The sequence below is a fragment of the Streptomyces yongxingensis genome (assembly GCF_055597465.1).
On sequence record NZ_CM145717.1, the window covers coordinates 153,557 to 172,245 of the forward strand.

18 protein-coding genes and 5 pseudogenes are annotated in these 18,689 nt (G+C 67.0%); 7 read left to right on the top strand and 16 right to left on the bottom strand.

Annotation, left to right across the window (positions count from 1 at the left end):
• Positions 1 to 59: 59 nt before the first annotated feature.
• Genes rfbB through ACZ6TD_RS00560 form a run of 3 tightly spaced genes read right to left on the bottom strand, consistent with a single transcriptional unit; the run spans position 60 to position 2,153 of the window.
• Positions 60 to 1,037 (bottom strand): dTDP-glucose 4,6-dehydratase, encoded by a 978-nt coding sequence (rfbB, locus tag ACZ6TD_RS00550; protein ID WP_471348906.1) that lies wholly within the window; start codon positions 1,035 to 1,037, stop codon positions 60 to 62.
• A gap of 12 nt (positions 1,038 to 1,049) precedes the next feature.
• Positions 1,050 to 1,922 carry a glucose-1-phosphate thymidylyltransferase RfbA gene (gene rfbA, locus ACZ6TD_RS00555; protein ID WP_471348909.1) on the bottom strand — a complete coding sequence of 291 codons (873 nt, stop codon included), beginning with the start codon at positions 1,920 to 1,922 and terminating at the stop codon, positions 1,050 to 1,052.
• A gap of 24 nt (positions 1,923 to 1,946) precedes the next feature.
• Entirely contained in the window at positions 1,947 to 2,153 is a 207-nt protein-coding gene (locus tag ACZ6TD_RS00560) for an MbtH family protein (RefSeq protein WP_182473263.1), read from the bottom strand.
• Positions 2,154 to 2,450: 297 nt separating this feature from the next.
• Between ACZ6TD_RS00560 and ACZ6TD_RS00565 the strand changes: the two genes are divergently transcribed.
• Together ACZ6TD_RS00565 and ACZ6TD_RS00570 are read left to right on the top strand one after the other, a co-directional pair.
• Positions 2,451 to 3,824 (top strand): NDP-hexose 2,3-dehydratase family protein, encoded by a 1,374-nt coding sequence (locus ACZ6TD_RS00565; protein WP_471348912.1) that lies wholly within the window; start codon positions 2,451 to 2,453, stop codon positions 3,822 to 3,824.
• Between the two features lie 20 nt (positions 3,825 to 3,844).
• Entirely contained in the window at positions 3,845 to 4,840 is a 996-nt protein-coding gene (locus ACZ6TD_RS00570; protein WP_471348915.1) for a Gfo/Idh/MocA family protein, read from the top strand.
• A 105-nt stretch (positions 4,841 to 4,945) separates the two neighbouring features.
• Here the strand turns inward: ACZ6TD_RS00570 and ACZ6TD_RS00575 are convergent, their stop codons facing one another.
• Together ACZ6TD_RS00575 and ACZ6TD_RS00580 are read right to left on the bottom strand one after the other, a co-directional pair.
• Positions 4,946 to 5,866, bottom strand: a complete 921-nt coding sequence (locus ACZ6TD_RS00575) for an IS3 family transposase (RefSeq protein WP_471358738.1) — start codon at positions 5,864 to 5,866, stop codon at positions 4,946 to 4,948.
• 45 nt (positions 5,867 to 5,911) lie between these two features.
• Positions 5,912 to 6,043 (bottom strand): transposase, encoded by a 132-nt coding sequence (locus tag ACZ6TD_RS00580; protein WP_471348918.1) that lies wholly within the window; start codon positions 6,041 to 6,043, stop codon positions 5,912 to 5,914.
• Between the two features lie 39 nt (positions 6,044 to 6,082).
• Between ACZ6TD_RS00580 and ACZ6TD_RS00585 the strand changes: the two genes are divergently transcribed.
• The gene (locus ACZ6TD_RS00585; RefSeq protein ID WP_471348921.1) at positions 6,083 to 6,319 is read left to right on the top strand and encodes a hypothetical protein; all 237 of its coding nucleotides are present in this window, start codon (positions 6,083 to 6,085) and stop codon (positions 6,317 to 6,319) included.
• 129 nt (positions 6,320 to 6,448) lie between these two features.
• Here ACZ6TD_RS00585 and ACZ6TD_RS00590 read toward each other — a convergent pair whose 3' ends face one another.
• Together ACZ6TD_RS00590 and ACZ6TD_RS00595 are read right to left on the bottom strand one after the other, a co-directional pair.
• Entirely contained in the window at positions 6,449 to 7,957 is a 1,509-nt protein-coding gene (locus ACZ6TD_RS00590) for a carboxylesterase/lipase family protein (RefSeq protein ID WP_471348924.1), read from the bottom strand.
• Between the two features lie 204 nt (positions 7,958 to 8,161).
• Positions 8,162 to 8,836: an SDR family NAD(P)-dependent oxidoreductase gene (locus tag ACZ6TD_RS00595; protein ID WP_471358741.1), complete on the bottom strand. Its 675-nt coding sequence runs from the start codon at positions 8,834 to 8,836 to the stop codon at positions 8,162 to 8,164.
• Between the two features lie 96 nt (positions 8,837 to 8,932).
• Between ACZ6TD_RS00595 and ACZ6TD_RS00600 the strand changes: the two genes are divergently transcribed.
• Positions 8,933 to 9,748 carry a helix-turn-helix transcriptional regulator gene (locus ACZ6TD_RS00600; RefSeq protein ID WP_471348927.1) on the top strand — a complete coding sequence of 272 codons (816 nt, stop codon included), beginning with the start codon at positions 8,933 to 8,935 and terminating at the stop codon, positions 9,746 to 9,748.
• A 44-nt stretch (positions 9,749 to 9,792) separates the two neighbouring features.
• Here ACZ6TD_RS00600 and ACZ6TD_RS00605 read toward each other — a convergent pair.
• Together ACZ6TD_RS00605 and ACZ6TD_RS00610 are read right to left on the bottom strand one after the other, a co-directional pair.
• A pseudogene (locus ACZ6TD_RS00605) lies at positions 9,793 to 10,077 on the bottom strand (NAD(P)-dependent alcohol dehydrogenase); the annotation flags it as partial.
• A 31-nt stretch (positions 10,078 to 10,108) separates the two neighbouring features.
• Positions 10,109 to 10,504, bottom strand: a pseudogene (locus ACZ6TD_RS00610) (transposase); the annotation flags it as partial.
• 108 nt (positions 10,505 to 10,612) lie between these two features.
• On the opposite strand from ACZ6TD_RS00610, the pseudogene ACZ6TD_RS00615 reads away from it, so the two are divergent.
• Positions 10,613 to 11,432: pseudogene (locus tag ACZ6TD_RS00615) on the top strand (IS5 family transposase).
• On the opposite strand, the gene ACZ6TD_RS00620 reads toward ACZ6TD_RS00615, so the two are convergent.
• The gene (locus tag ACZ6TD_RS00620) at positions 11,422 to 11,778 is read right to left on the bottom strand and encodes a hypothetical protein (RefSeq protein WP_471348930.1); all 357 of its coding nucleotides are present in this window, start codon (positions 11,776 to 11,778) and stop codon (positions 11,422 to 11,424) included. The pseudogene ACZ6TD_RS00615 and the gene ACZ6TD_RS00620 overlap by 11 nt on opposite strands.
• A 115-nt stretch (positions 11,779 to 11,893) precedes the next feature.
• Positions 11,894 to 12,460, bottom strand: coding sequence for a CYTH domain-containing protein (locus ACZ6TD_RS00625; protein WP_471348932.1), 567 nt, complete (start codon positions 12,458 to 12,460; stop codon positions 11,894 to 11,896).
• Positions 12,461 to 12,703: 243 nt separating this feature from the next.
• On the opposite strand from ACZ6TD_RS00625, the gene ACZ6TD_RS00630 reads away from it, so the two are divergent.
• A complete protein-coding gene (locus tag ACZ6TD_RS00630) occupies positions 12,704 to 14,299 on the top strand; it encodes an ISL3 family transposase (RefSeq protein ID WP_471348934.1) in 1,596 nt (531 codons plus the stop codon).
• 9 nt (positions 14,300 to 14,308) lie between these two features.
• Here ACZ6TD_RS00630 and ACZ6TD_RS00635 read toward each other — a convergent pair whose 3' ends face one another.
• The 5 genes and pseudogenes from ACZ6TD_RS00635 to ACZ6TD_RS00655 all read right to left on the bottom strand — a co-directional run bounded on the left by ACZ6TD_RS00635 (position 14,309) and on the right by ACZ6TD_RS00655 (position 16,697).
• A complete protein-coding gene (locus ACZ6TD_RS00635; RefSeq protein WP_471348937.1) occupies positions 14,309 to 14,659 on the bottom strand; it encodes a hypothetical protein in 351 nt (116 codons plus the stop codon).
• A 75-nt stretch (positions 14,660 to 14,734) separates the two neighbouring features.
• Positions 14,735 to 14,980 carry a hypothetical protein gene (locus ACZ6TD_RS00640; protein WP_471348940.1) on the bottom strand — a complete coding sequence of 82 codons (246 nt, stop codon included), beginning with the start codon at positions 14,978 to 14,980 and terminating at the stop codon, positions 14,735 to 14,737.
• Positions 14,967 to 15,404, bottom strand: a pseudogene (locus ACZ6TD_RS00645) (alcohol dehydrogenase catalytic domain-containing protein); the annotation flags it as partial. The pseudogene ACZ6TD_RS00645 and the gene ACZ6TD_RS00640, both read right to left, overlap by 14 nt.
• Before the next feature lie 21 nt (positions 15,405 to 15,425).
• A pseudogene (locus ACZ6TD_RS00650) lies at positions 15,426 to 15,692 on the bottom strand (recombinase family protein); the annotation flags it as partial.
• 204 nt (positions 15,693 to 15,896) lie between these two features.
• Entirely contained in the window at positions 15,897 to 16,697 is an 801-nt protein-coding gene (locus ACZ6TD_RS00655) for an AraC family transcriptional regulator (protein ID WP_471348943.1), read from the bottom strand.
• Positions 16,698 to 16,859: 162 nt separating this feature from the next.
• Here ACZ6TD_RS00655 and ACZ6TD_RS00660 point away from each other — a divergent pair, with 162 nt between their 5' ends.
• The gene (locus ACZ6TD_RS00660) at positions 16,860 to 18,332 is read left to right on the top strand and encodes an MFS transporter (protein ID WP_471348947.1); all 1,473 of its coding nucleotides are present in this window, start codon (positions 16,860 to 16,862) and stop codon (positions 18,330 to 18,332) included.
• Positions 18,333 to 18,689 lie beyond the last annotated feature (357 nt).

Sequence of the window (18,689 nt, forward strand, 5' to 3'; positions counted from 1 at the left end):
TCCGCTCGTGGACGAGAGGTTCCCTCAGCTTCGAGCGTTTCCTTCCGCGCGCCCACCCACTATCCGCTCGCCTTCAGTGACTCCCACCAATCGCGCCGCCCCGTATACCATTTCACGGTATTCGCCAGGCCCTCCTCGAGGGACACGGCGGGCTGGTAGCCGAGTTCGCCGGAAATCTTGGTGATGTCCAGCGAATAGCGACGGTCATGTCCCTTTCTGTCCGGCACCTTCCGTACCATCGACCAGTCGGCACCGAGCAATTCGAGTATTCTTTCCGTGAGCTCCCGGTTGGCCAGTTCCGTACCGCCGCCGATGTTGTACACCTCCCCCGCCAGGCCCCTTTCCGCGACCAGGGCGACGCCCCGGCAGTGGTCTTCAACATGCAACCAGTCCCGCACGTTCGCGCCGTCGCCGTACAGCGGCACCGGCTCACCATCCATGAGGTTGGTGATGAACCGCGGGATGGCCTTCTCCGGATGCTGGTAGGGACCGTAATTATTGGCGCACCGGGTCACGCACACGGGAAGCCCATGGGTGCGGTAAAAGGCCCGTGCCAGGAGATCGGACGATGCCTTGGACGCGGAATAGGGAGAGTTGGGATCGAGTGGTTCTTTCTCGGTCCAGGAACCCTGGTCGATAGAGCCGTACACCTCGTCCGTGGAGACGTGGACGAATTTCGCCACCTCGGCTGCGGCCGCCGCCTCGAGGAGAGTGTGTGTGCCCAGCACATTGGTCCTGACGAACTCCTCGGCGCCCGCTATGGAACGGTCGACATGCGATTCGGCGGCAAAGTGGACCACCTGGTCGGCCCCGCGCAACAGGTCGTGGATGAGCGCCGCGTCGCAGATGTCACCCCGCACGAAGCGCAGCCGGGGACTGGCGGCAACCTCCGCCAGGTTGGCCTCGTTACCTGCGTAGGTGAGCTTGTCGACCACCACCACCTCCGCGTCCACCAGGGCCTCGTACGCCCCTGTCAGTGCCTGGCGGACGAAGTGCGAGCCGATGAAGCCCGCGCCGCCAGTCACGACTATGCGCATGAGTTCTTCCCCTCAGCGGTTTTCGGCCGTGATGTCCATGAGATACTTTCCGTAGTCCGTGTGCCGCAGTTGTTCGCCGAGCTCGTGACAGGCCGTGGCGTCGATGAACCCCATGCGGAAGGCGATCTCTTCGAGACAGGCGATCCGCACTCCTTGGCGCTGTTCGAGGAGCTGGACGTACTGTCCGGCCTGGAGCAGCGAATCGTGCGTTCCGGTGTCGAGCCAGGCGAAGCCGCGGCCCAGGCTGATCAGCCTGGCTTTCCCGCGCTCCAGATAGACCCGGTTGACGTCGGTGATCTCCAGCTCACCGCGCTCGGACGGCCGGATATTCTTGGCGATGTCCACGACGTCGTTGTCATAGAGATAGAGTCCGGTGATCGCCAGATTCGACGTGGGCTCCACCGGCTTCTCCTCCAGGTGGATCAACCGACCCCGCTCGTCCATGGTGCCAACGCCATAGCGCTCCGGGTCCTTGACCGGGTAGCCGAAGAGCACGCAGCCGTCGATGCTGCCTGCCTCCCGGTGCAGCATCCTCGAAAAACCGGGACCATGGAAGATGTTGTCCCCGAGCACGAGTGCCACGGGCTCGTCCCCGATGAATTCCGCACCGATGACGAAGGCTTCGGCGATGCCGTTCGCCGCACGCTGCTCGGCGTACTCGATCGACATCCCCAGTTGGCTGCCGTCCCCCAGGAGCACACGGAACAGGTCCAGATGGCGCGGAGTCGATATGACGAGGATTTCCCTGATCCCGCCGAGCATGAGCACCGACAGCGGATAGTAGACCATCGGCTTGTTGTAGACGGGCAGGATCTGCTTCGACACCGCATGCGTCAAAGGATGCAGCCGGGTACCGCTCCCGCCCGCGAGGACTATCCCCTTCATGCCGTAACACGCGCCGAGGACGGCTCAGCCGCCCATCGCCTCGATCAGACTCTTGGGCCGCATATCCGTCCAGTTCTCCTCGATGTACGCCAGACACGCTGCACGGGTGTCCTTGCCGTGGGCGACATGCCAGCCGTCGGGCACGTCCGCGAAGGCGGGCCACAGCGAATGCTGCCCCTCGTCGTTGACCAGCACCAAGAACTCGGCGTCGGGGTCGTCGAAAGGATTCACGCCAGTCTCTGCCTCTCATGCCGTCCTGCGGTGGACAGGCCACCTGAACGCCACCATCCTCACGCGCCCCGGCGGGAGGGGCGTCCGCGAGAGCCACAGTTACAGGTCCCGTCACACCCTGAACCGGTGCCAGGCAAACCCTCCTGTGGCACTCTTGCTGCGCAACAGCCGCCGCACGATCCGCCCTTCGTACCCACAGTTGGGTGGCGGCGCGGTGCCGATGTCGTGCACCACGCGGCCCGCGGATCGCCGAGCGCTCGGCGGCTGTGTTTCCCGGAACGAGTAGAGGCGGAGTCGATGACCGCGACAGGTCTGATGTTGCCGTCCCGCACCGCGGAGCCCCGTAGCGTGTCGAGGCTTGCCGCTTCCGCCGCCGCGGTCGACGGCGGGGTGATGAGCAACCCGGAGGTGCTGGCGTGGCTCGACAGACGTCGTCGCGAGCACGCGCAGCGAGTGGAGCGGGTGCCGTTCGCCGCCTTGCGCGGCTGGGGCTTCGACGAACGGACGGGCGATCTGCGGCACGCGAGCGGGCGGTTCTTCTCGGTGCACGGGCTGCGGGTGCGATCGGACTTCGGTCCGGTGCCCGCATGGTCGCAGCCGATCATCCGACAGCCGGAGATCGGCCTTCTCGGCATCGCACTGCGGGACTTCGGCGGTGTGCCGCATCTGCTGATGCAGGCGAAGCCCGAGCCGGGGAACGTCAACGGCGTGCAGCTGTCGCCGACGGTGCAGGCGACCAAGAGCAACTACTCCCGGGTGCACGGTGGTTCCGCCGTCCCCTATCTGAAGCTCTTCAGCCGCGCGGCACCCGAATCCGTCGTCGCGGACGTTCTCCAGTCGGAACAGGGCTCGTGGTTCCTGCGCAAGCGCAACCGCAACATGGTCGTGGAGGTCGGCCCCGAGGCCGAGGCGGGTGAGGACTTCGCCTGGCTGACGCTGGGACAAGTCCACGCGCTGCTGCGGCAGGACAACCTGATCAACATGGACGCGCGGACCGTCCTGTCCTGCCTTCCGGACTGGCGGCAGGAGGACACCGGGCGGGCGCTCCACGCGGACCGGGAAATCCGAAGCTGGATCACGCGGCGGCGGGCCGAGCACGAGGTCGAGGTGGTGCCGATCGGCCTCGCGGAGACCGCGGGCTGGCACCGTACCGCGGACGAGGTGGCCCATGAGCGGGCGCTGTACTTCAAGGTGGTGGCGGTCGATGTCTCCTCGCGTCGGCGTGAGGTGCCCTCCTGGTCCCAGCCGCTGCTCGAACCGCACGGCACCGGAGTCGTGGCCCTGTTCGTCCGCCGTGTCGACGGTGTACCGCACGCGCTGCTGCGGGCGCGAGCGGAGCCGGGATTCCTCGACGTGGTCGAGCTCAGCCCCACGGTGCAGTGCGTGCCGGAGAACTACGCCCATCTGCCCGCGGCCGACCAGCCGCCCTATCTCGCCGAGGCACTGGCCCGCGCCGATGGCGCCGCCTACGACGTGGTCCTGTCGGAGGAAGGCGGCCGGTTCCGGAACGCCCAGAGCCGTTACCTGATCATCGAGGTGGAGAGCGACTTCCCCGCCGTACCGGACGATTTCCGTTGGGTGACACCATGCCAGTTGGACGAACTGCTCCGCTACAACCATCACGTGAACGTGCAGGCCAGGACCCTGGTGGCGGCGCTGCGGGCGTTGTGAGCACGGCCGGAGTCCGGCCGTTGCGGCTGGGGGCGCTCGCCACGTCGTCGATCGCCCGCAGGCGCGTGCTGCCCACCGCGGTGAGCACGCCGGAGGTCGATCTCGTGGCCGTCGCCGGCAGATCCGTGGACAAGGCGGGCCGTTTCGCCGAGCGGTTCGGCTGTGCAGCGGAGACGGACTACGCGGCGCTGCTGAACCGCCCGGACGTGGAGGCGGTGTACATCTCGACACCGACGGCGCTGCACCGCGCATGGGCGGACCGCGCGCTGCGCGCGGGCAAGCACGTCCTGCTCGAGAAGCCGATAGGGGTGAACGCCGACGAGGCACGCCAGCTGTGCTCCCTGGCACGAGAGCGCGGTCTGGTGTTGCGGGAGAACTTCATGTTCCCGCACCATCCGCAGCACGCGTTCGCCGCGGACCTGGTGCGGCGCGGACGGATCGGCACACCGACCACGTTCCAGGCGTCCTTCTGCGTTCCGCCGCTGCCCGCTGACGATATCCGGTACGCACCCGGCCTCGGGGGCGGGGCACTGCTCGACGTGGGCGTCTATCCGTTGCGCGCCGCAGCGCTGCTACTGGGGGCTGTGCCCCGGGTGGCAGGGGCGACGCTGCGCACCCGTGACTCGGACGGGCTCGACCTGTCCGGGCAGGCGTTGCTGATCTCGCCTTCTGGGGTACTGGTCCAGGTGACGTTCGGCTTCGAGCACGCGTACGCGTCGTCGTACACGCTGTGGGGAGACCGGGGCCGGCTGTCGGTGACGCGCGCGTTCACTCCGCCCGCGGCTCACCAGCCGGTGCTGGTGCTGGAGGAACAGGACCACGAGGAACGGTTCACAATGCCGGCGTCGGATCAGCTGCGTTTCTGCCTCCAGGACTTCGCGGGCGCGGTGCGCGGGGGCGAAGTCGGCGACGGGAGCGCGGAGGCCGACAGGCGGCGAGAGGCGATCGCCCTGATGGAATGCGTGGATGAAGTCCGTCGACAAGCCGTGCGGGTAGCGGTCGATGACGGCCCATGAGGGAGCTGTCTGCAGGTTGCCTGCTGGACGCCGGATGAGAGCGGGAGCCGGTACACGATCGCCGAGCGGTGAGGCGAGGAGGGTCCGGATCCTGGGGTGAACGCCTCACTGAAGTTCCCCCGTGATCCTGGACACTCTTCTTCTACGCTGCGAGTGTCTGGTCGTTGCGGAACAGCTGTCGCGTCTCCAGGGGTGTGAGGTACCCGAACACTGGATGCTTGCGCAGGCGGCGCCGGTTGCAGAACGTCTCGATGAACGCGAAGACATCAGCGCGCGCGGTGGCCCGGTCCGGCCATACCCGGGTGCCGAACTCTTCCTTGAGCACGGCCCAGAAGCTGTCGGCTGCGGCGTTGTCAAAGCAGGAGCCGGTCCGGCCCGTGCCCTGGCGAAGCCCAACCTGCCTGTCTCAGCACGGAATTGAGCCGAGGTGTATTCGCTTCCGCGGTCGCTGTGCGTGATGCAGCCGGGTTCCAGGCTGCCGCGGCCGTGAGCCATCCGCACAGCGTCGATCACCAACCCGGCGCGGTGGTGGTCGGCCATGGCGTAGCCGACGACCTCGCGGGTGGCCAGGTCCAGCCAGCAGGCCAGATACAGCCGGCCCTCACGCATGGGCAGGTAGGTGATGTCCCCGACCAGCCGGATGCCGGGACGGGTTGCGGTGAAGTCCCGGCCGATCAGGTCGGGCGCCGGCCTGGCCTGCCGATCGGGCCGGGTCAGCAAGCGGCGTCTTCGGCGTGTGACACCGGTGATCCGGCGTTCGCGCATGATCCGTTCCACCCGCTTGCGGTTGACCGGCCGACCCAGTCGCCGCAGCGCGGTGTGTACCCGCGGAACGCCGTAGGCGCCCTTCGAGGCCAGGTGAATCAGGGTGATCTCGTGGGCCAGGGCCTCATCGGCACGCTCACGTGCCCGCCGGTCCTGTTCGGCTTCCAGCCAGGCGTAGAAGGAGGAGCGGACCACGCCCAGGACACGGCACAGGAGGGTCACCGGGTAGACGGCCTTCTCCGCGGCGATGAACTGGTACATCTCGTTCACCAGTCGCTGTCCCTGGCGAAGAAGGCCGCCTTAGATTCAACCTAGGCTCTCCGGACTCACCCCCAGATCCCGCGCAACCTCCGTGATCGTCTTGCTGGAGGAGCGGGCCAACGCGATCGCGTCCCGCTTGAACTCCTCCGAATACCGCTTCGAGTACTGACTACCCACCTGGCACTACTACCTCTGGAACCTCGTCCCAGTCTCCAGGTGTCCACGATCAAGGGGAAGCTTCACATCAGGGACTCCACGAAACCGGGGTCAGCTCACCCAGCCCACCATCCGGAAGACGGCAGGGGCCCAAGCCCCGACAGGCAGGGGCAGCAAGACACCGAAAGCGAAGACGACAGCATCGACGATCTCGACGACCTCCCCGACGACGACACCCCCGCAGCGGCCACCGGATTCGGGCTCTACGACGCACACGAGGAAGCCGACAAGTGGTAAACCCGCGCCCACCCCAGCAAAGCCAGAGCATCACAAGGCACCCCCCCCCGGCAAGGCAGTTGACTCCTACTACCGGCCTACGACCAACATGATTTGCCGTCAACCCAGGCCACCACCCGATTTAACGAACTACCGGTAGAGACTCAGGTCGATTTCGTCCCAGCTGGCGCGGCGCTCACCGTCGGGGTCTTCGGCGACGGTGGTCTTGGTGTCGAACACCATGGTGGGGCGAGTGTCCGGGTTGTGAGTCGGCCAGACAGGGATGACACCGGTGGCGGAGGGGTCGCCAGTGGTGGCGAAGGAGATCCAGGAGCCGTGCATGGCTGTGAGCAGGTCCTGGGGCATCTCGTCGCCGATCAGCGTCTTGGTGATCGGCAGGGAGAAGTCGTCGAACACGAACGGGCCTTCGATGCCGTGGGATGCTCCTACACGTCCATTGAAGGCGGGGCTGCGCCATGCGAACTGGTAGACGCGGGTCGTTCCGCCTGCTCGGTGGTGGGCGTCGGCGATACGCAGCGAGGGGACGCGGAAGGCACGGTCGGTGTCCATCGAGACCTGCGGTGTGATCACAGACCCCGGTTCCTGGCTCCGTTCGTAGACGTCAAGGATGGCCTGCTGCACGGCCGGGTCGGCGTCCCAGCCGCCGGGAGACATGCCTGTTTCAGCAGCGCCCATTTCCTCCATCAGCGCGTACAGGGTGCACTCGTCACGGTTGGTCCCGATCACCAGGTTGACGTCTGTCCCGACGCCGTCGGTCAGGGCCTGATACGGGGACTGCGGAAGCAGGTCGCCGCCGGTGAGCGGGACGAACGGGATCATGCGTCCGCACTCTGGGTGTTCTCCGCGCTGCTTCTCGACCATGAACTCGGTCTGCGCCTGCAGGATCCGCGCCGAGTCGACGGTGTGCAGGTCACCGGCGGGCACGCCGAGTTTGTCGAACATCGCCTCGGCAATCGCTTCGGCGTAGTGGGCGGGGAAGCCGAACAGCGGAGCCGCTGCGGCGCTCTGGCAGACGGCCTGCTGGAACAGTCCCTGTGCAGAAGAACAGCCAAGGAGTTCACCGACGAACGTGCCGCCCGCCGAGGAGCCGAAGATGGTGATGTTGTCCGGGTCGCCGCCGAAGGCCGCGATGTTCTCGCGGGTCCATCGCAGGGCGGCGATCTGGTCAGCCACACCGTAGGCTCCCGATCCCTCGGCGTAGGCGTCGTCCAGGTGGCCGGCGTGCAGGAATCCGAAAGCGCCGAGCCGGTAGTTACAGCTGACGAGCACCACTCCGTCCCGGGCGAAGGTGTTCCCCTCCCAGCCGGAGCCGGCGTTCGAGCCCATGAGGAAGCCGCCACCGTGGATCCAGAACATCACCGGCATGCCGGTCGCACCCTCCGGCGCCCACACGTTGACCGACAGGAAGTCCTCGCCTGTGCTCAGGCCCCCGAAAATGGGTGAGGACGGCTGGGGACAGCCCGGCCCGTAGGCGGTGCAGTCACGTACGCCCTCCCAGGGAGCGCGCGGCACGGGCGGCTTGAACGCGTTGGCGCCGAACGGCGGCTCTGCATAGGGGATGCCTTTGAATGCGGCGATCCCGTCACGCAGCTCTCCTCTGACCGTCCCTGCTGTCGTCTCGGCGTCAATCGTGTCCATGCTGTTCGCTCCACTCGGTAGGGGGTGTCGGTGTATCGCGCGGCGATGCGTCGACAGGTACGGATGGTGAGCGGTCGTGCCGCTGCTGTGCTCAGGTGTCGGCGTCGGTCTCAGCCGAGCTCGCCTGCTGAGGCTCGACCTGAGCGAGCCGGCCCCGCAGCGCAGCGGTGACTCCCTGGTACGAGTCGCTACCCAGGACGAGCCTCATGGGGGCCGGCTTCTGCGCGGCGCTGTCTGGGTGTTCCGGAAGGCGCGCACCATCGCAGCCGGCGTCCCGTCGTAAGCGGCCAAGGGCTCACTCAGCTGGAGGCTGCTGCCGCTGAAGGCGGTCCGCGCTCCTCCGGGCTCTACGAGAGTCACCTCGATGCCGAAACGGTGCGACCTCCTGGGCAGCCCCGTGAAGCCCTCCGCACCCCACTCACTCGCGTGGTAGAGCGAGGCACCGGCGTGTGCGGCGAGCCCTGCGACCGAGGAGGTCTGGATCAACCGGCCGCCGCCCTGGGCACGCAGGTGCGGTAGCGCAGCCCGCGCCGTCTGGATCGAGCCGAGAAGGTTGGTGGTGATCTGATGGACGACCTGCTCGTCGGTGAACTCTTCGGCAGCTCCGAACAGGCCGTAACCCGCATTGATCACAACGACGTCGATACGACCGAGGTCCCCGAAGGCGGCGTCCACGACCTCGCGGACCCGCAGCAGGTCGGTGACGTCGAGGTGGCCGACCCAGAAACGGTCGCCGTACTGGCGCGAAGATCGTCGACCGAGCCCTCCCGCCGTACCGTCCCGGCTACCCGGTCGCCGCGAAAGGAGCTGCTCGGCCAGCTCACGCCCGAACCCGCTGTTGCCACCAGTGATGAACCACGTCTGCATTGTCATATCCATGAGCTTCACCGGCACGAAGTAGGACTGCCAGTTCCCCGGCGTTCCTGGTAGTGACAGGGACACCCAGAATCGATTGCGACCGCATAGCCTGCCATTGTGGATAACGCCCTCGGAGATTTCCTGCGTGCACGACGCGAACAGGTCACCCCTGACGATGCCCGCCTGTCACCCGGGCACGGGTTGCGCCGGGTGACTGGGTTGCGCCGCGAGGAGGTCGCCATGCTGGCCGGCATCAGCGCCGAGTACTACCTGCGCTTGGAGCAAGGCCGCGACCGCAACCCCTCGGCCCAGGTACTCGAGGCGCTCGCCCAGGTCCTCCAGCTGGATGCGGAGGGCACCGCCTACCTGCTGTCGCTCGTCGGCCCGAAACCGCGCCGCGGCCTCGACCTTCCCGACGAGCGCCTGCCGTCGGGGCTCGACATGCTCCTGCGGACCCTCAACGTGCCCGCGTTCGTCTTCAATCAATACAGCGATGTCCTGGCCGCCAACCGACTGGCTCGGGTGCTGTCACCGGAGCTGGCGCCCGGGACGAACCGGCTGCGCGCCCTCTTCACCGACGAGGCGCTCCAGGAGTACCACGCCGACTGGGAGCACTACACGGCCGTCGCCGTTGCCCACCTGCGCGCCACAGTCGGCACACAGACCGACGACGAGCGACTCCAAGCTCTGATCGGGGAGATGTCCCTCAAGAGCGACCGGTTCCGTCAGCTGTGGGCACGCCACGATGTGCGTTCCGCAGCCGAGGCCATGTTCCGGATACAGCATCCACAGGTCGGCTCCCTGGAACTCCTGGTCGAGAAGTTCCAGGTGGTGGGGGCCAGCAAGCTGGAGATGATGCTCCTGCACGCCGAGCCCGGCACCCGCTCGGCCGATGCTCTGGCCCTGCTGGCCTCCCTCGACGCGTCTTCGTGACATCAGTCTGAGCGGCGCCCTGGATACCCGCTTGGTCTTGGCGTTCAGTCCAGGTCGGCCATGTCGAGGGCGAACCGGTAGCGGACGTCGTTGCGACGCAGGCGCTCCAGATCCTCGTTCACCTGCGAGGACGGCAGCAGTTCGATGTCCGCCGTGATGCCGTGAGCGGCGCAGAAGTCCAGCATGGCGGCGGTCGCCGGCAGACCGCCGCTGCCGACGGAGCTGAGCTTTTTGCGCCCCACGAGGAGGTCCATGGTCTCCACCGTGACAGGCCCGAGGTACCCGACCTGGCTGAGGGTGCCGTCCATGGCGACGAGCCGGGGGTCTGGGTAGCGAACGGTGGAACTCGGTCGGTTTTCTTCAGCGTCGTCCGGCAGTGAGCTGGCCGTCGAAGGTGATGTCGAAGGCTTGGAGTGCGGCCTTCCAGCGCATGGTTCAGCGTTTGCGTCCGGTGCCGGTCGGGTCCAGGCTCATGACGGCCAGGTAGACGCATTTGAGCGCGGCCTGGTCAGTGGGGAAGTGTCCCCGGGCCCGGACTGCCTTGCGGATCCGTGCGCTGATGCTTTCGATCGCGTTGGTGGTGCAGACGATCTTGCGGATCTCCACGTCGAACCGGAGGAAGGGCACGAACTCCGCCCAGGCCGCATCCCAGAGCCAGACGATCGCCGGATACTTCCCGCCCCATGCGTCGGTGAACTCCACGAACCGCTCCAGCGCGGCCTCCTCGGTCGGAGCGGTGTAGATGGGCCTGAGTGAACCGTTCCGGGTTCGATAGGGACTCTGATGTGCCCCGACTTACGTGGAGTCGAGTTGCTGGAGTCTAAGATGCCGTTTCTAATGGCGTGATGGCTCGTTGAACCGTGCATGACGGATCTGGTGGAGCGGTTGGTGCCGGACGAGTTGTGGGTGCTGTTCCGGAGGGTGGTCCCGTCGCCGGAGGTCATACGCCCGCAAGGCGGCGGGAGACGGCGGGCCGGTGACCGTGAATGCCTGGCAGCGATCATCTTCGTGGCTACCTCGGGCTGCACCTGGCGACAGCTGCCGCCGGTGTTCGGTCCGGCCTGGCCGACGGTCTACCGGCGCTTCGCCCAGTGGAGCCGGGACCGGGTCTGGGCCAAGCTTCACCGCGTCATCCTCGACGAGCTCGGCGCTCGGGGCGAACTGGACTGGTCGCGGTGCGCGATCGACTCCGTCAGCATTCGGGCCGCAAAAGGGGGCCACTGACCGGACCGAATCCGACCGACCGCAGCAAGCCGGGATCGAAAATCCACCTGATCACCGACCGGAACGGGCTGCCCCTGTCCCTGGGTATCTCCGGCGCCAACACGCACGACAGCCTCGGTCTGGAACCGCTCGTGCGCGGGATCCCGCCCATCCGCTCTCAACGCGGCCCACGCCGCCGGCGCCCGTCCAAGCTCCATGCCGACAAGGGATACGACTATGACCACCTGCACCGATGGCTCCGCAGGCGCGGAATCCGTCACGCATCGCCCGCAAGGGCATCGAGTCCTCCACCCGGCTGGGCCGCCACCGCTGGGTCGTCGAAAGAACGGTCTCCTGGCTTGCCGGTTGCCGACGTCTGCACCGCCGCTACGAACGCAAAGCCGAACACTTCCTCGCCTTCGTCGGCGTAGCTGCAGCCCTCATCGGCTACCGCCGATTGACGACCCTGCTTACGGCCTGAGCCTGTCCTGCTGCACATCGAAACAGACCAGTCCCATGGACTCCGCCGTAGCTGCCGCGTAGGCCGACGCCTCCTCGGCCATGCTCCACCGCATGGGGAAGTAGATCAGCGGACCGCTGGCCTCGCCGATCAACGGACCGGTCGACCAGGGCGAGGTGCCCTCCTCGTCCTCGGTGATGTCGCACCACCGCTCAAGCAGTGCGGCCACGTAAGCCGCTATACGTTCCGACGGAGGCTCTTCCACCTCGCGGTCGATGTAGCGGTCGTACAGGTCGCTGAAGACCCGGCCGGCGGTCTTGTCATCTGCCGGCCTCTCACCTTCCCAGACAGCAAGGTCGTAGCTCATGCCCCGGAGGCTCTCACACCGCACTGACACCAACCTGGCCGGTCAACAACACGAACCTCAACCAAAAGAAACGACGTCTTAGGCTCTCACCAGTGGAGAGCGCCGTCCGTTGATGTCACTCTGGGCGAATCCCGTACTCCGTCAGCCACCTGAGCACCTCTGACCGAGATGCCTCGACAAGGCACCCTCCAGTGAAGCGAGCATCGTTGGTCACCTCCGCCACGCACTCCGGAGGAAGAACAAAGGACTCCGCCTCTTCATCAGTGGTGAATTCAGCCTCCGCTAGGACCAAGCCCTGCAGCGGGCCGTCAAAGACGTCGACGCCCAGGGGAGGCACACTGAAACGCGTCTTGGACAGCACCGCGGCCGGCAGCGAGGCGAGCAGGTCGTACTCGGCCGGCGACAAGTATGTATTCGTGATCATGCCCTGGATAGCGCCTGAACGAGAGATCGGCACCTTCTGAGTCAGTTTGAGTTCGCAGCCTCCGTCTGAGAACTCAGCACGTCGAAGCCTCAGACGTGTTCCCACCAGATACCGGTCGGTGATCACACGGGTGACCGTCACCGACGACGGTGCTGGAGTCTCACCTAGCAGGAACCGTCTCTCCCTCTCGACGCGCGCGTACTTTCCCGGGCAAACCGTCTGACCTTGAACTCCACCAGCCTTGGCCTTGTCCATCATGAAGGCAGCTTCTCAGCTACTTCTCCCGCTTGCTTCGAGCGCAGCGAGGCCAACAGACGATTCGAAAGCAATCGTCGTCCACGGAACGTAACCAACCACAGAAGTTGATCCAGAACCACTTCCGGTTCTGGTCCACTTCTTGTGGTCGCGTACGCAGCGTGACGGTTGGTCGTCGTTCGAGGGCGGGTGACATCGCCCAAAAATCGACCTGCCCGAGAATGAGGGCATCGACAGTTCTGCGCCGTGAACAACGTGCGGCCGCAGCTGGACGAGCTGCTGTTCGGGTCGGTGGAGAACATGTCGGTGGAGTCGGTCGACGTGGCAGACGCTGTCGTAAGAGTGGAGGCCCGGTCCACGGCCAAGCAGGCGGCCTGTCCGGGCTGCGGGTGCTGGTCGAGTCGAATACACGGCTCTTACCTGCGCTTTCCCCGCGATCTACCCACGTCGGGCAAGCTCGTCGTCATGTCGTTGCGGGTGCGCCGGTTCGTCTGCGCGGAGGGCTCCTGCCCGCGTCAGACGTTTGCCGAGCAGGTGCCCGGCCTCACCCGTCGATTCGCTCGCCGGACGGAACGGCTGCGATCGACGCTCGTCTCGGTCGGTCTCGCGCTCGCGGGACGGGCCGGCGCCCGAATGTCGGACGCCTTCGGGGTCCGAGTCAGCCGGAACACCCTGCTGAGGCTGATCACCTCGCTGCCGGATCCGCCCACCGCCACTCCCCGCGTGCTCGGCGTCGACGAATACGCCCAGCGCAAGGGCCGGATCTACGGAACCGTACTCGTCGACGTCGAGACACGCCGGCCCGTGGACCTCCTGCCGGACCGGGAAGCGGACACCCTCGCGGCCTGGCTGTCCGAGCGACCCGGGATCGAGATCATCTGCCGGGACCGCGCCCTCTTCTACGCGGAGGGCGCCACCCGTGGCGCCCCGCAAGCCCTCCAGGTCGCCGACCGATGGCACCTCTGGCACAACCTCGGCGAAGCCGCCGAGAAGTGCGTCTACCGGCACCGCGCTTGTCTGCGGCCCGCACCTGAGTCACCGCAGGAGCCAGACCAGGTGTCGGAATCGCCCGCATCCTCGCCGTGGCCAACGGGACACCGATCCGCCGAACGCACCCGCGCCAAGCACGCCACTGTCCACGCCCTGCTGGCCGCCGGCCACAGCAAGCGAGCCATCGCCCGGCAGCTCGGCATGGGCCTCAACACCGTTCTCCGCTTCTCCCGCGCCACCGAGCCGGAGCGGCTGTTCACCGGCCAGTGGCAAAGTCGCCCCACCAAGCTCGACGCCTACAAGCCCTACCTCGACCAGAGATGGCAGGAAGGCTGCACCAATGCCTGGAAACTGTGGGAGGAGATCAAGGCGCAGGGCTACCCGGACGGCTACGGAAACGTCCGCGCCTACGTCAGCCGGAACCTACGCGGCAAGCCCCAGCCGGTCAGCCCCCGGCCGCCAACCGCCCGCGCCGTCACCCGCTGGATCCTCACCCACCCCGACGCCTTGGCCCAGAGCGACCGGCTCCAGCTCAAGGCCGTGCTGGCCAACTGCCCCGAACTGGACGCACTCGCCGAGCATGTGCGCTCCTTCGCCCACATGCTGACCCAGCTGCAAGGCCACCAACTGCCGGCATGGATCGAAGCGGCAACCAACGCCGACTTGCCCAGCCTCCAGCGCTTCGCCCGGCACCTGGAACGCGACCTCGACGCCGTCACTGCCGGACTCTCGCAGCCGTGGAACTCCGGAGTCGTCGAAGGCCATGTCAACCGGATCAAGATGCTCAAGCGCCAGATGTTCGGCCGAGCCGGCTTCGAACTCCTCCGCAAGCGCGTCCTGCTCTACTCCTGAGCTTGTCGTTCAGCCTTCAGCGTCCGGCGAAAGTGGTTCGTTTTCGGCGGCGGGGGTGACCTGGGCGGTCCATGACCAGGGCTCCTGGGGCGGATCCCAGCTCACCTCCACGTCGGTGTCGTGGAAGTCGCGCGCGAGTTCCGTCACCATCACCGCTGCCGCAGCCCGCGCGTCTTGCGGGTCGGTGTTGATCGGCACGTCCAGCCGCCCACAGAGATTTCCGCTTTCGGTGAGGACGCTGGTGCGCCAGCCCTCCGGCGTCGCAAACAGGAAGATCCCCTTCGGAATGCCCCAGGCGGGCCGCTTCTTCTTCTCCTTCTTGCGTCTCACCATGCCGCTATCCAACATCGTCGAGTTCATGGTGATGAGTCTGGGTGGAGGGTCACCCGCCGCGGCACAGTTTGGTGCCGGCCTTGCGCGGCAAGCTGAGATCCTTCAGGACAGATCGTCGATGAGCCCGAAGCCCTCCGGGAACTCCTCCAGGAACTCACGGCGAGGGGGGTTAGTCTCGGCAGCTGCCATCTCCCCGAGCAGGGCGATCAGCTCCTGCTGCTGATCACTCGGCAGCGTGCTGACCACGTGGGCGACGCCCTCCATGACCTTGACCGCTTCGTCCTGATCCATCTGCTCGTCTTCACTGCCGTCGATGAACCACAGGACATCGACCAAAGCCTCGGCCAAGGCACGAGTCAGGGGCGAGTTCCAGCAGGACCCCGCAGTCGCCGAGCTGCGGATCGAGCCGGACTGCGTACTCCGGTTCAATCCGCCACCGCTGGGATCCGAACCCGTCCCGCTCCTTGATCCCTCGCTCGGTGTACTGGCCATTGCGGCAAAAGTCCCACTCACCGTGCGAGCCCGGCGGGCACGGCACCGGGTCGGGACGCCGCACGATGCCCACGACCAGGTCGCCCGGTGCGAAGCCGCTTCCCGCGGGGGCCTCCATCACCTCACCGAGTGACTCATGCCCGATCACCAGGCGATCTTGGCCCGGTGGCGGCGAACCGTAGCCGCCCTCCACGATGTCGACGTCGGTCCCGCAGATGCCACGCACAGCAGCTGCGCTGTTGTGCAGCGACGGGACGACGAGTGTGTCACCCTCGCGCAGGTAGTCGAGGGCCGTCCACAGTTCCTCGCGTTCGGCGTTCTTGCCGGACTTCTTGTCGGCGAAGATCCGGATGCACCCTGCTTCGGTGAGTGCGTGGATCTGCCGGTCGAGCAACTGCCCCTTGGTGGACACGCGTGCGTATCCCACGAGGCCGCCGGTCCGTACGGCCGGCACAGGGGCGAGGAGATCGGCGGTGTCGTCGTCTTGGGGTGGCTGCACCCGCCAGATCGGACAGAAAAGGGTGCTCCTCGAGTTCTTGAGGATACCGACTTTCCGACACCGTTTCATGGGCGTGATCCGGTATCGATTCGGCCGCGCGCCGCCACTTTCCGATCTTGCTCATCAATCGGTCGATAGATGAGCCCGGCTCATTGTTTGGATGCAGCTGGGAGCGCTGACGGCCTCGGCTCGGCTGCTCCGGCCTGCCGTCCGCAGGCGGTCGCGGCGGGGCACCGCGCTCCCCCGTTTCCTAGGGTCCGAATCCCGCAGTAGTCATTCATCGGCGGCGCTCGTAGCAGATGCCTGGAACGAAGCGTCGCCATTGAGGTAGCGCCCCGGGGAAGTGCCGACGGTTCGCCGGAACGCCGCGAGGAAGGCGCTCGGTGTCGCGTATCCCACGGTGTGTGCGACCCGGGAAACGGGCTGGCCCTCGGCGAGCAGGGGAAGCGCGGCACGCAACCGCACATGGGTGCGCCAGCGGTCGAAGTGCATGCCGGTGTCGTGGACGAACAGCCGGGTCAGGGTGCGTCGGCTCACCCCGATGGCCCGTGCGTGCGCCTCAAGGCTCCGTGAGTCTGCGGGGTCGGCGAGCAGCGCGTCGGCCACAGCGCGCACGCGGTCGTCGGTGGGGTGCGGGACATCGATGGGGGTGGCCGACAAGGGGCGCAGCAGATCCAGGACGACCGCCTCGGCCCGTAGCCGCGGGCCATCGTGGAGGGTTTCGCGGCTGAGGTAGGCGATGAGGTGGGCCAACAGACCGTCGACGCCGACCGGCGTGGGGTCCGCCCAGTCCAGGCAGCATCTGTCTGGTTCGAAGTAGAGGCTGCACAGCACCGCCTCGCGGGTCGCGCCGGTCCGGTGGACCACTCCCGCCGGCAGCCACAGCGCCCGTGTGGGTGGCAGGACCCAGTAGGCATCGTCGACGGCGACGCCGAGCACACCACTCCGCGCCCAGACCAACTGGTGCTGTGGATGGCTGTGCGGGATGAACCACTGCCCATACGCCAACGGAAAGTTCCCGACGACGATTGCACCCACCCCGGGCGGGACGGCTCCCACGACGGCCTTGGTCATGACCCCCAGCCTATGTCCTCAATGCGATACGACATGGCCTGGTAGCGCATCGCGGTCAGCGCAGCCAGTGCATAGCGTCATTCGCATGCCGATCAATCACTCACCGCGCCATGGGCGCTACCGCAGTTCACAGGGGCCGTTCACGAGGACAGGACGCTCGGCATGACGTCGGTACCAACCACAGCCACTGCCAACGCCCTTGCGCGCCGGGGACCGGCCCTGGTAGTGCTGTGCTTCGTACAGTTCATGCTCGTCCTGGACGACAACGTGGTGAGCGTGGCGCTCCCCAGCATGAGGGAGGATCTCGGCTTCAGCACCGCGGGCCTGGCCTGGGTCGTCAACGCTTACTTCCTCGCCTTCGGCGGGCTGTTGCTGCTGTTCGGCCGAATGGCCGACCTGCTGGGCCGTAGACGCGTCTTCCTGACTGGTGTGGCGCTGTTCGGTGCGGCGAGCCTGATCTGCGGGCTCGCGCAGGAGCCCTGGCAGCTCGTGACCGGACGGTTCGTCCAGGGCGCGGGCGCGGCCATGGCCAGCCCGGCCGCGCTGGCACTGATCACGCTGCTATTCCCCGGTACCGAGGAGCGCGCCAAGGCGTTTGGCATCTGGGGGGGCATCGCGGGTCTGGGCGGCACGATGGGTCTGGTGATCTCCGGCGCGCTGACCGGCCTGGCATCCTGGCGCTGGATCTTCCTGATCAACCTGCCGGTGGCCCTTGCAGCCGTTGTGCTGCTCCCGCGCCTGGTCCCCGAGAGCCGGGCCGGGCGCGCGGTACGCCTCGACGTACCCGGTGCGGTACTCGGCACCGGTGCCCTGGTGTCCCTGGTCTACGGACTGCTCCGGACCGGGGAGTCGGGCTGGAGCGACACGGCCGCTGTCGGGCCTCTGGTTCTGGCCATGTCCCTGGCCGTCGCCTTCGTCGCGGCCGAGACACGGACCGCCGAGCCGCTGGTGCCGTTGTCGTTCCTGTCCTTCCGCATCCGCGCCGTCGCCAATGGAACGACCCTGCTGTTCTCCGCCGCCATGTACGCGATGGCCTTCCTGTTGATGGTGCACCTGCAGACCGTGTTGGGCTACCGCCCACTCACGGCCGGCCTCGCCTACCTGCCCTACGGTGCCGGCATCCTTGCGGGCATGTGGCTTTCCTCCCGAGCGGTGGTCAGGCTCGGCGTGCGCCCGGCCCTCGTCATGTCCTTCCTGATCAGCGCGGCCGGACTGCTGCTGCTGTCCGGCGTGGCACCGAGCGACGGCTACGCCTCCGGCGTGCTGCCCGGCATGCTCGTCACGAGCCTCGGATGCGGACTGAGTCTGCCCGCCCTGACCGTCGCCGCGCTCACGGGCACCACCGAGGAGAACGCCGGACTCGGCTCGGCCGTCCTGAGCTCCGTTCAACAAGTCGGCGGCGCCGTGGGGGTGGCGGTGCTTGTCGCTCTGGCCTCGCGCCGCAGCGACGCCCTGGCGGCACAGGACGACCCCCTGCACGCCGCGACGGAAGGCTTCTCACTCGCGCTCACCGTCGCTGCCGCCCTCCTCACGCTCGGTGCTGTCCTCATAGGCACCTTGCTCGGGAAGAACCACCGCCCACAAGATGCGCTCGACGCCGCAGAAGCTCCAGCCAACCACGCAAACCGTACGTAGCCACCACTTCGGTCGACCCCTATCGGTACGTGCCTGCCTCACCGGCCAGCTGCCTGGCGTCCGCCGAGGTACGAGGCCCGGGAACAGTGGCCGCGGCGAGATGCAGACGGGCACCCATGTCGAGGTTCACCTCACCGTAGGGAGATCTACGGCACCTTCCGCCTCGACATGGACAAGCGGCTCGACTTGGGGCTATCGATCACAGTGCCCCTGCCGCGTTTCCCTGAGCCCACCGCGACGATGCCCAGCTGAGTGTTCGGCGCCGTCGAAGAGAGTGCCCCGAAGCCAGCTCCAACGGCTTCGGGCGCCTCTCGCCGTGGCCGGCATTCCAAGGCTCCGGTGATCCGGGCCTTACCG

Excerpts from the sequence above, each read along its gene's own strand:
- rfbB (WP_471348906.1), bottom strand. The coding sequence starts at position 1,037 with ATGCGCATAGTCGTGACTGGCGGCGCGGGCTTCATCGGCTCGCACTTC.
- rfbA (WP_471348909.1), bottom strand. The coding sequence starts at position 1,922 with ATGAAGGGGATAGTCCTCGCGGGCGGGAGCGGTACCCGGCTGCATCCT.
- ACZ6TD_RS00565 (WP_471348912.1), top strand. The coding sequence starts at position 2,451 with ATGACCGCGACAGGTCTGATGTTGCCGTCCCGCACCGCGGAGCCCCGT.
- ACZ6TD_RS00575 (WP_471358738.1), bottom strand. The coding sequence starts at position 5,866 with ATGTACCAGTTCATCGCCGCGGAGAAGGCCGTCTACCCGGTGACCCTC.
- ACZ6TD_RS00590 (WP_471348924.1), bottom strand. The coding sequence starts at position 7,957 with ATGGACACGATTGACGCCGAGACGACAGCAGGGACGGTCAGAGGAGAG.
- ACZ6TD_RS00595 (WP_471358741.1), bottom strand. The coding sequence starts at position 8,836 with ATGGATATGACAATGCAGACGTGGTTCATCACTGGTGGCAACAGCGGG.
- ACZ6TD_RS00620 (WP_471348930.1), bottom strand. The coding sequence starts at position 11,778 with ATGAGCTACGACCTTGCTGTCTGGGAAGGTGAGAGGCCGGCAGATGAC.
- ACZ6TD_RS00625 (WP_471348932.1), bottom strand. The coding sequence starts at position 12,460 with ATGATGGACAAGGCCAAGGCTGGTGGAGTTCAAGGTCAGACGGTTTGC.
- ACZ6TD_RS00635 (WP_471348937.1), bottom strand. The coding sequence starts at position 14,659 with ATGAACTCGACGATGTTGGATAGCGGCATGGTGAGACGCAAGAAGGAG.
- ACZ6TD_RS00655 (WP_471348943.1), bottom strand. The coding sequence starts at position 16,697 with ATGACCAAGGCCGTCGTGGGAGCCGTCCCGCCCGGGGTGGGTGCAATC.
- ACZ6TD_RS00660 (WP_471348947.1), top strand. The coding sequence starts at position 16,860 with ATGACGTCGGTACCAACCACAGCCACTGCCAACGCCCTTGCGCGCCGG.